Origin of the sequence: Nocardiopsis protaetiae (genome assembly GCF_045446735.1) — a bacterium.
In the GTDB taxonomy this organism is placed as follows: Bacteria; Actinomycetota; Actinomycetes; order Streptosporangiales; family Streptosporangiaceae; genus Nocardiopsis; species Nocardiopsis protaetiae.
In genome coordinates this window covers 1-9,768 of the sequence record NZ_JBJJBV010000253.1, presented here as the reverse complement: position 1 = coordinate 9,768, position 9,768 = coordinate 1, and the positions used below count along the sequence as shown (strand labels likewise).

9 protein-coding genes are annotated in these 9,768 nt (G+C 74.2%); 5 read left to right on the top strand and 4 right to left on the bottom strand.

What is annotated here, in order from left to right; translation table 11 throughout:
* The first annotated feature begins 427 nt into the window (after nt 1-427).
* Nucleotides 428-631: an SbtR family transcriptional regulator gene (locus ACJOT3_RS27985; RefSeq protein ID WP_406976116.1), complete on the top strand. Its 204-nt coding sequence runs from the start codon at nt 428-430 to the stop codon at nt 629-631.
* A gap of 46 nt (nt 632-677) precedes the next feature.
* Here the strand turns inward: ACJOT3_RS27985 and ACJOT3_RS27980 are convergent, their stop codons facing one another.
* Nucleotides 678-3,239 (bottom strand): M14 family zinc carboxypeptidase, encoded by a 2,562-nt coding sequence (locus ACJOT3_RS27980; RefSeq protein ID WP_406976115.1) that lies wholly within the window; start codon nt 3,237-3,239, stop codon nt 678-680.
* Nucleotides 3,240-3,663: 424 nt separating this feature from the next.
* Here ACJOT3_RS27980 and ACJOT3_RS27975 point away from each other — a divergent pair, with 424 nt between their 5' ends.
* The 3 genes from ACJOT3_RS27975 (at nt 3,664) to ACJOT3_RS27965 (ending at nt 5,905) form a co-directional block, all read left to right on the top strand.
* Complete coding sequence (locus ACJOT3_RS27975; RefSeq protein WP_406976114.1) at nt 3,664-5,019, top strand: multidrug effflux MFS transporter; 1,356 nt, start codon at nt 3,664-3,666, stop codon at nt 5,017-5,019.
* A 69-nt stretch (nt 5,020-5,088) separates the two neighbouring features.
* Nucleotides 5,089-5,607, top strand: a complete 519-nt coding sequence (locus ACJOT3_RS27970) for a pyridoxamine 5'-phosphate oxidase family protein (protein WP_406976113.1) — start codon at nt 5,089-5,091, stop codon at nt 5,605-5,607.
* 91 nt (nt 5,608-5,698) lie between these two features.
* Entirely contained in the window at nt 5,699-5,905 is a 207-nt protein-coding gene (locus ACJOT3_RS27965) for a hypothetical protein (protein WP_406976112.1), read from the top strand.
* Between the two features lie 78 nt (nt 5,906-5,983).
* On the opposite strand, the gene ACJOT3_RS27960 is transcribed toward ACJOT3_RS27965, so the two are convergent.
* The 3 genes from ACJOT3_RS27960 to ACJOT3_RS27950 form a co-directional block, all read right to left on the bottom strand.
* On the bottom strand, nt 5,984-6,799 hold the full coding sequence (locus tag ACJOT3_RS27960) for an SDR family NAD(P)-dependent oxidoreductase (RefSeq protein WP_406976111.1): 816 nt from the start codon (nt 6,797-6,799) through the stop codon (nt 5,984-5,986).
* Entirely contained in the window at nt 6,796-7,440 is a 645-nt protein-coding gene (locus tag ACJOT3_RS27955) for an NAD(P)/FAD-dependent oxidoreductase (protein ID WP_406976110.1), read from the bottom strand. Before ACJOT3_RS27955 ends, ACJOT3_RS27960 begins: the two co-directional genes overlap by 4 nt.
* Before the next feature lie 84 nt (nt 7,441-7,524).
* The gene (locus ACJOT3_RS27950; protein ID WP_406976109.1) at nt 7,525-8,175 is read right to left on the bottom strand and encodes a TetR/AcrR family transcriptional regulator; all 651 of its coding nucleotides are present in this window, start codon (nt 8,173-8,175) and stop codon (nt 7,525-7,527) included.
* A gap of 212 nt (nt 8,176-8,387) precedes the next feature.
* On the opposite strand from ACJOT3_RS27950, the gene ACJOT3_RS27945 reads away from it, so the two are divergent.
* Nucleotides 8,388-9,755, top strand: coding sequence for a spinster family MFS transporter (locus tag ACJOT3_RS27945; protein ID WP_406976108.1), 1,368 nt, complete (start codon nt 8,388-8,390; stop codon nt 9,753-9,755).
* Nucleotides 9,756-9,768: the final 13 nt, after the last annotated feature.

Genomic DNA, 9,768 nt, shown 5'->3' with positions numbered 1-9,768 from the left:
GTACTCGGCAGGAGTGCGGGGAGAGGAGAGGGGAAGCTCCATGGCCAGGGTTTTCCCAGCTCGCTCGGCTGTCAACCCACACATCAAAGATCAGTATCTCATCCACAGGAGCAACCGGAACGGCCCTCAAGATCACGCCGAGGGCCGCTCGATAAAGGTCGACTCAGTTTTTCGGAGCCGGTGCCGCACAATACCGTTGCACCGGAGCGCGGAAGCCGACGCCGGTCTCACGCCAGGGCGGAGGGCCATCGCCCCGGTGTCCTGGGACTCGCGCCAGCGCACCACGCGGCCGCCGCCCTCGCCGAGGGGCCCGAACCCGGCGGCGCGCTCTTCGCCTTCTTCTCCGACGTGGTGGCGCAGGCCGCCGCGAACCGCACCGTCGTCGCCGCTGCTGCGCGCCGGAACCGACGCCGGCCCCGACCGCCCGGTGCGCGAGTCGGCCCCGGAGCTGGAACACCTGCTGTCCCTGGCCCGGGAGGCCGGGACGGTCCGCCCCGGTCTGGAGACCGGGGACGTCGTCGCCCTGCTCACCGCCGCCTGCCACGGGGCGCTGCACGGCGGGTGGGACGACCGCACCCGCGCACGCGCCCTGGGCGTCGTCTTCGCGGGGATGCGCGCCGACCGGGCATGACCCGGCCCGCCCCGGGGTCGCTCCCCCCGGGGCAGGCCGGTCCGGATCAGGCCTCGGGGGAGGCCGAGGCCGTCCAGTACAGGGCCTGGGCCACCTGGCCGAACAGCCCCTTGGGGTGGTTGCGGAACATCGGCTCGGTGCCGAAGAGCACCACCGCCGCGCCGTCGGCCGTTCCGCTGACCACCGCGGCCTGCCCGGCGGCCGCCCGCGGGCCGCCCGAGCCGTTGGCGTTGGCGCGCCAGTGCCCGGCCACCAGCGGGTCGGCGGCGTAGGACTGCTCCACCGCCACCCCCTCGCCCAGGCCGGTGAACCAGCTCGGCGAGTACACGAACGTGTGTCCGCCGGTGCCGGTGAGCGCGCCCTCGCCCGCCTCAGCGGCCACCACGCCGTTGGCGTCGGAGCGGCCCGCGACCCGGGTGGCCTCCAGCAGCCCCGCCTGGTCGTTGAGCCGGGACCCCGTGAGGCCGCGGCCCACCAGGCCGCCGCCGTCGGCGAGGAACCCGTCCAGGCCGGCCCGGGCACCGGCGTTCAGGTCGGCGTACACCAGGCCCGCGCCCGCGTACAGCACGTCCACCCCCGACCAGTCGAATCCGCCGTTGAGCACCGCCGTGGACACCGGCACCAGGTCGAAGCCGAGCGCCTGGAGGGTGAACACCTCGTCGGCGGCGCCCGCCACCGCCACGGTGACCGGCTCCAGGGCGGCCCCGCCCGGCTCGTCGGCGGCCGTGAACACCGACCCGTGCCGGTCGGCGGCCTCGGCGACGGCGTCGGCCGCACCCGGCGCGACCACCGCGCCGCCCCCGCTCCAGGTCACCTCGGCCCCGGCGGCGAGCAGCCCGTTGAGGGCGGCGGCGTCGGAGCCGTCGGCCACCTCCAGCCGCCACCCGGCCGCGCCGGGCTCCTCCACCCGGCCGGTGGGTTCGGCCACCGCCACCGCGGCGGTCGGCACCGTCACCGCCTCCCGCACCGGGGCGACCTCGGCGCCCCACAGCAGGCCGTGGCTCCAGCCCGAGATGTCGTACATGGCCTCGACGTCGTCGCTGATGTCGCGGCCCGCCTCCAGCAGCACGTTGGCCATGCCGCGTTTGGGCTGGCGCATGTCCACCACGTAGGACCCCGCCGGGTAGGCGTTCCCCTCGACGGTGAACGCCTCCTCGGCGCGGCCCACCCGCACGTCGTTGGCGATGAGGAAGTCGACCAGCCGCCCGGTGGCCCGGTCCCGCCCCGGCAGCACGTAGGCGCGCGGGAACTCGGTGGTGTACACGTCCTCGGGACCGAACCCGGGCACCCACCCCTCGGGCGGCACCACCTGCTCCTCACCGGCCGCGCCCCGCCGGAACACCTCGATCTGGTCGGCGATCAGCTCCTCCCGGTTCTCCCGGGCGAACTCGATGGTGGCCTCGATGGTGGCGGCGGAGATGTCGGTGTTGATGGCCGAGCGGCGCCGCAGCTCCGCCTCGGGCAGGTTCGTGTAGTCGGCGTTGTTGACCCGCATCGGGAACTCGACCGTGGCCGAGGCCACCGCGCCCTGGTAGGGGGCGTACATGGGGGTGAAGATGGGCGGCCAGTCGTCCCACCCGTCGGTGCTGTCCCGGAACGGGATCTGCGGCGGCAGCACCCCGTCGCCCTCGGGCGTGTAGCCCAGCTCCAGGATGGCCGCCTCCATCCGCAGAGCGTTCTCGTACGTGTTCTTGATGAACAGGTCGTACTCGTAGTTCTGCCCGTGCGGGGGCGTGCACGGCTCGATGAGGGTCCCGTTGACGTACCCGTGCTGGTCCACCATGACCAGCGGCTGGGTGTCGATCATGACCTGGCGCAGCGCCGCCGTCTCCGGTTGGGACACTGTCACGAAGTCCCGGTTGAGGTCGAACCCGGCCCCGTTGGCGCGGGTCCCGGCGACCCGCCCGTCGGGGTTGGCGGTGAGCACGAAGTACAGCCGCGCGCCGTCCAGCAGCTCCTCGGTGGCGGGCTCCTCGCTCAGCGCCAGCTCCTCGATGACCCGCAACGAGGCGTCGGTGCCCTCCCACTCGTTGCCGTGGATGTTGGCGTTGACCAGCACCGGGGTCTTGTACCGGTCGGGCAGGGTGCGGTCGCGGGCGGCCCGGGCGGGGTCGTCGGCGATGAGTTCGCGCATCCGCCGCTGCTGGTCGGCGCGGCCCCGGTTCTCCGGTTCGGTGAGGGTGACCAGGTACAGGTCCCGGCCGCGGGTGCTGGTGCCGATGATCTCGGCGCTGACCCGGTCGGAGTCGTCCATCAGTTCGTTGAGGACCGGGGCGATGTCGTGGTAGGGGGTCAGGCCCAGTTTGACGGAGTGGTCGGCGGGGTCCTCGGGGTGGACCGGCAGTTCGCTCTGGCGCGGGTAGGGGGTGGCGGGGTCCACCCCGGGCACCTGCGGCGGCGCGGGGGCGGCGAAGGTGCGGGCGGTGTCCTGGAACGGGGCGGCGGCGACGTCGTTGCGCTCGGGTCCGTTGCCGTGTTCGCGCAGGGCGGGGTCGGCCAGGGCGGGGGCGGGGGCGGCGAGCACGCCGGCGGCGACCGCGGCGGCGAGGGCCGCCGCGGAGACGGCCGTCAGGGCGGCCCGGCGGCGGGCGGGCGGGGGTGGGTACACGGGGGTCCTTCCTGGGGGGCTCTCTGCTTCCTATCCCGGGCACGGCCGGGCGGACAAGACGGTCTGCCGTGAAAACCGTGTTTCGTGCGACGCCCCGCCGCCCGACCGGCTCTTGGGGCCGACGCGGTGTCAGCGGGGTGCGGCGTTTACCCGACCGTGGTGTCCGGTCGGTACGGATCGGGCCGTGGGGGTCGCCACGCCGCCCGGATCCGCCTGTCACGCAGGCGATCGCGCCACCGTAATCCGGATCACGGAATTCCGTCGGCAAAGCCGGGATTTTCCCCGCCCCCGACCCTTGTTGGAGCCGGGAGTGCGGCCCTTCGGGGTCAGTCCACGGCGCCCCGCCCGAAGGCGGTTCACGGCGCCCGCGCACCGCGCGTCACGCGCACCCCTGAACATCCCGATTCCGGTAGGAGATTCTCCGGTGACCCTTGCCTCCGTGCGCCCCGATCGCCGCCACGCGGCGACCCCGACAACCGTCCCGGCGTCCCCGACGCCCGCGGCCCCCGCGCCGAACCCGAACGCCACGACCGCCCCGGCGGCCCCGACGGCACCGGCCGCCCGCCCCACCCCGGGCCGGGCCCGCGCCCTGCTGCTCGTCATCGTGCTGGGCGCCCTGTCCGCCGTCGGCCCGCTGGCCACCGACCTGTACCTGCCCGCGCTCCCCGACATCGCCGCCGACCTGGGCACCAGCGAGTCGGCCGTCAAGTTCACCCTGACCTCGGTCATGGCCGGCATGGCCCTGGGCCAGCTGGTGGTGGGCCCGCTCAGCGACCGCTGGGGGCGCCGCCTGCCGCTGCTCATCGGCACCGCCGTGTTCACCGCGACCACGGTCGCCATCGCGTTCTCGCCCACCGTGGAGGTCTTCTCCGTCCTGCGGTTCCTCCAGGGGCTGTCGGCGGCCGCGGGGCTGGTCGTGTCCCGCGCGATCGTCAGCGACGTCTACGACGGCGAGGCCGCGGCCGTGTTCTTCTCCCGGCTGGTGCTGCTGTCGGGCCTGGCCCCCATGCTCGGGCCGATCCTGGGCGGCCAGCTGCTGCTCCTGGGCCCGTGGCCGGTCCTGTTCGGCGCGCTGGGCGCGGTCGGCCTGCTCACCACCGCCCTGGTCTGGTGGGCGCTGCCCGAGAGCCTGCCCCGCGAACACCGCACCGCGGTGGACCCGCGCGGCCAGCTGCGGGTGTTCGGCTCCCTGCTGCGCGACCCGCGGTTCCTGCTGCCCACCCTCACCCTGGCGCTGGGCTTCGGCATGTCCTTCACCTACATCTCGGCGTTCTCGTTCGTGTCCCACAACGAGCTGGGCGCCGACGCCCAGCGGTTCGCCCTGGTGTTCGCGGTGACCACGCTCGGCATGATCCTGGGCAACCAGGTCAACGCCGTGCTGGTGCGGCACGTGGAGATCCACCGGCGGCTCGTCCTGGGCCTGGCCGGGTCGATCGCGTCGGTGGGGGCGCTGGCCGCCCTGGACGCCGCCGGTGCCGCGACGCTGCCGTCGGTGACCGCGGCCCTGTTCGCGATGATGCTGTTCACCGGCCTGGTCTCGCCCAACGCCACGGCGCTGGCGCTGGCCCACCTGCCCTCCGACCGGGCCGGGAGCGGCTCGGCGCTGCTGGGCACCCTCCAGTTCGGCCTGGGCTCGGCGGTGGCCGCGCTGGCCGGGTGGGGCGGCTCGGTGACCCTGTCGGGCATGACCGCGGTGATGTTCGCGGCCGCGGTGGGCGCCGCCGCGGTGTTCTCCGTGACGGCGGTCGGCGCGCGACGCGCCCGGACGCAAGCCGCGTGAATACGGGGTGAATGTCGGCCGGGGCCGTTAACCTGGGCGGTTCGTGCAAGGCGACCAGGGGGAAGCGGCATGTCCACCTTTCCGAACCCGCATGCCCGTCCGCTGACCGGGCAGGGACCGGCCGAATGGCAGGAGACGCTGGCCCGGTTGTCGCAGGCGACCGGGACGGCGTGGCTGACGGCGGTGCGCCCGGACGGCTCCCCGCACACCCGGCCGGTGCTGGCGGTGTGGGTGGACGGCCAGCCGTTCTTCGCCTCCGGGGCGGGCACCGCCAAGTCCCGGTTCCTGGCCGGGGAACCGAGGGTGAGCCTGGCGTTCACCGTGGGAGGGACGGACGCGGTGGTCGAGGGGTCGGCCGAGCCGGTCCGCGACCGCGACCGCCTCACCTGGGTGGCGGCCGCCTACGCCGAACGCCACGGCTGGGCGCCCGTCCCGGGGGACGGCGAGCTGACCGGGTCCGAGGGCGCCCCGACGGCGGGACCGCCCCCGTACGGCGTGTACACGGTGGTGCCCTCCAACGTGTACGCGTTCCCCAACGGCGAGGACGGCCCGGCGCCCACCCGGTGGCGGTTCGACGTGTGGCCCTGAGCCGATCCCATGTGAGACGTCCCGCCTCGGGGGTAAGGGTTCGCTGAAGAACTCAGGACAGTGGCCTCGACCCCCCTGCGGAGGCGGACTCATGCGAACGAAGATCGTCGTTTCCACCCTCGTCGTCATCTGGCTGGCCATCGGTGTGATCGCCGTGTTCCAGCGCGGACTGTTCAGCGACGCACCCTCGTGCTCCAACGTCGGCTACACCCTCGGGACCATCTTCGTCGGCCCCCTGAACTACATGGGGGTGAACCCGACCATCGAGTGCCCGCCCCTGCCCGAACCCTCCGAGTGACCCGTGTGACCCGCGTTTCGCCGCCGGTGCCGGGGGTCCCTCCCCCGGCACCGGCGCGCGCCCTCCGGCCGTGCCCCTTCAGCGGTCGCGCAGGCCCGCGGCGAAGCGGGCGATCGGGTGGGCGGGGTCGTCGAAGGTGCGCCCGGCCAGTTTGCGGCCGATGCGGCGCAGCAGGATCCCGTCCACGAACCGGTGCGGGAAGTGGCGGCACAGGAGGTTGTTGACCCGCCCGCTCATCGTCGTGGTGATGTTGTCGACCGGCCGCTCCCCCAGGGCGGCGCGCACGAACGCCGCCACCGCGTCGTCCAGGCTCTCCTCCGGGGAGGTGCCCTCCAGGCCGAGCCCGAACGCGACCGAGTCGCGCTGGATGGGCGTCTTGATGTACCCCGGGTAGACCACCGTCACGTCGACGGCGTCGCCGTACTCGATGCGCAGCGCCCGCGAGTAGGCGACCACCCCGTGTTTGCTCATCGCGTAGGACGCCGCGAACGGCAGCGCCACGAACGCCATCCCCGAGGCCACGTTGATCACCCGGCCCCGGACCGGGGAGGCGCACAGGGCGGGCAGGGCGGCGGAGGTGACCCGCCAGGGGCCCACCAGGTTGACGTCGATGACCGCCAGCGCCCGCTCGTCCGGCGGCGCCCCGGCGCTCTGCGGGGTGGCCAGTCCGGCGCAGTTGATGAGGACGTCCAGGCCGCCCAGGCGCTCGACGGCGGCCGCGACGGCGGCGTCCACCGACTCCTGGGAGCGGACGTCGCAGGCGATGAGGCCGTCGCCGTCGGTGTCGCGGTCCAGGCCGGCGACGGTGCAGCCGCGGCGGCGGAGTTCGGCGGCGGTGGCCGCGCCGATGCCGCTGGCCGCTCCGGTGATGATCACGCGCTTGCCGCTGCTCATGGGGTGGTCGCCTTCGTGTTCGTGGTGGTCAGGTCGTATCCGGCGGTGACCCGGCGGCGGGTCCGGCGGCGGAAGCGCCAGGTCCAGTCGGGCCACAGGGTGGCGTTGCGGCCGGTGGCGTCGCGGTAGAAACTGGTACAGCCGCCGGTCTCCCAGACGGTGCGGCGCAGGCGCTCGTCCACCCACCGGTTGAACTCGTCGTGGCGGTCGGCGCGCACCTCGACGGTGTCGGCGCCGCGGCGGCGCATGGCGCGCAGCAGCCGCAGCACGTGGTCGACCTGGGACTCGATCATGTAGACCATGGAGCTGTGGCCGAGGCCGGTATTGGGTCCCAGCAGCAGGAACAGGTTGGGGAAGCCCGGGACGGCGGTGCCCAGGTAGGCGCGCGGGCCGCCGCCGTACACGTCGGCGAGGGTGCGGCCGTCGCGGCCGGTGACGAGGTCGGCCAGGGGCATGTCGGTGACGTGGTAGCCGGTGCCCAGGATGATCGTGTCGACCTCGCGGGCCACCCCGTCGGCGCCCACGACGGCGCCCTCGCGGATGACGAAGTCGTCGATACCCGCGCGTTGGAGGCCTCGGCCCATCGCGAGGCCGGAGAATCCGGCGCCCACGACGGCGACCTTCACCCGTGTCGGTGGCATGCTCCCGCCTTCCGCTTCAATCAGGAACACTTGCGTACCTGATTGAGGCGGGACGCTACCACGGCGGCGGCGCGGTGGCCAGGCCTAGGGAGCCTCCTCCAGGGCGGAGAGGAGGGCGGCGGCGATCGCGGTGAGGTGGTCGACCAGCAGGTCGCGGTCGTCGGTCATGCCGCGCTGGAGCCAGTCGATGACCACCTCGGTCACCCCCGCGACCAGGGCGAGCAGCACCCGGTCCTGGCGAACGCGGTCGGCGGCGCGCCCCTTGGGGCGGCGCAGCGCCCGCCGCAGGGCCCGGCCGAGCAGTTCGGCGTCCTTGCGCAGCAGCCCGCGGCGGCGCAGCTCCATGCGGGGGGCGTTCACGTAGATGACCCGGGCGCGGTCGGGGTGCTCGTGGAGCATCTCGACCATGGCGCGCATCATCGGCCGCAGCAGGTCGTCCAGGCCGGCGGGGTCCCTGGGGGCGGCGGCGGTCAGCCCGGCCAGCAGCCAGTCGTTCTGCTTGCGGTGCACGGCGTGCAGCAGGTCGTCGCGGTCGGAGAACTCCTCGTAGAAGTGCCGTTTGGACACCTTGGCCAGGGTGCACACGTCGGCGACGGTGACGTCGTCGTAGTCGCGGGCGGCGAACAGGCGCAGGGCCGCGTCCATGATCCGCCCCCGGCGCTCGGCCGCGCGCTCCTCGCGCGAGCGCCCGCCGTAGGTCTCCCCGCGTTCGGCCGTGTCCCGACCACCGACCACGTCGTCCCCCTCGCCTCGCCGTCCCGCCGCCTCGGTCCGCCCGCCCACGATAGCCCCGACCGGGCCGACCCCACCGCGACAATCAGGAACGCAAACGTTCCAGACTCTTGCGCGGGGCTCCACGACGGCCTTAACGTGACCTGACCCACACCGCGATGCGGGCCCGGCCACCGGATCCGCGCGGTTCCCGTCTCCCCCCGGAGGAACCGGCCATGGCCACCGACGACGTCCGCACCGCCGCACCGCCGCCGCAGCGCGGGCTCATCGCCCGCCCCGGCCTGATCCTCGCGCTGCTGTTCGCCGCCAACCTGCTCAACTTCTACGACCGCACCATCCCGGCGATCGTCGTCGAACCCCTCAAGGCCGAGTTCTCCCTGAGCGACGCCCAGATCGGCCTGATCAGCGCCGCCTTCACCATCGTCTACGCGGTGGTGGGCATCCCCCTGGGCCGGCTGGCCGACCGGATCTCGCGCAAGTGGGTGCTGGCGGTGTGCCTGGTCGCCTGGAGTCTGTTCACCGCCGCCACCGGTATGGCCGACATCTTCCTCGTCCTGGTGTTCATCCGGCTGCTGGTCGGCGTCGGCGAGGCCGGGTTCGCGCCCGCGGCCACGTCGATGATCGCCGACCTGTACCCGTCCGAGCGGCGCGCCCGCGCCGCCGGGCTGCTCCAGCTGGGGCTGCCGGTCGGCCTGATCCTCGCCTACTTCACCGTCGGGTCGATCACCGAGGCGTTCGGCACCTGGCGGGCGGCGTTCCTGCTGGCCGCGGTCCCGGGCCTGTTCCTGGCGGTGCTGCTGCTGTTCGTGCGCGAACCGCTGCGGGGCGCCGCCGAGCGGGTCGCCCCCGCCCCGCCGACCGCCGCGCCGTCGGCCCCGGTCCTGTCGGCATCCGGAGTCGAGCGGCCCTTCCAGCGGCTGCTGCGCACCCCCACGCTGTGGTGGCTGGTCTTCGCGGGGATCGGCGCGCAGGTCTCCGCCTACGCCGTCACCACGTTCAGCGTTCCGCTGTTCCAGCGCTTCTTCGGCACCGACCTGACCACCGGCGCCCTGCTCACCGGTGTCACCGTCGGCCTGACCGGGCTGGTGGGGCTGACCGCGGGCGGCCGGGCGGCGGACCTGGCCGGGCGCCGCTCCCCCGCCGCCCGGGTGGGGGTGGGCGCGGCCAGCGTGCTGGCGGCGGTGCCGCTGACGTTCGTGCCGTTCCTGTTCGGCGCCGAGGCGATCGGCCTGTTCACCGCCGTGTTCTCGCTGGGCTGGCTGCTCCAGTACGTGTACTTCACCGCCGCCTACCCGGCGATCGCCGACGTGGCGGTGCCGCGCCTGCGCGGCACGGCGATGGCGGTCTACCTGGCCGCGTCCTACCTGCTGGGCGGGGCGCTGGGCCCGCTGCTGGCCGGGGCGCTCTCGGACCGGTTCGCGGCCGCGGCGGTGGGGGTGTCCGCCGCCCAGGCCGCCGCCGTCGGCCTGCACACCAGCCTGATGATCGTGGTCCCGGCCGGTCTGCTGGTGGCCGGGCTGGGGCTGCTGGGCGCCTCGCGGACCATCGCCCGCGACAGCGCCCGCAAGGACGCCGAGGTCTGACCGGGCGGGGGGG

Coding starts and splice junctions, on each gene's coding strand:
- ACJOT3_RS27970 (WP_406976113.1), top strand. CDS start 5,089: ATGTCCACCTTTCCGAACCCGCATGCCCGTCCGCTGACCGGGCAGGGA.
- ACJOT3_RS27965 (WP_406976112.1), top strand. CDS start 5,699: ATGCGAACGAAGATCGTCGTTTCCACCCTCGTCGTCATCTGGCTGGCC.
- ACJOT3_RS27960 (WP_406976111.1), bottom strand. CDS start 6,799: ATGAGCAGCGGCAAGCGCGTGATCATCACCGGAGCGGCCAGCGGCATC.
- ACJOT3_RS27955 (WP_406976110.1), bottom strand. CDS start 7,440: ATGCCACCGACACGGGTGAAGGTCGCCGTCGTGGGCGCCGGATTCTCC.
- ACJOT3_RS27945 (WP_406976108.1), top strand. CDS start 8,388: ATGGCCACCGACGACGTCCGCACCGCCGCACCGCCGCCGCAGCGCGGG.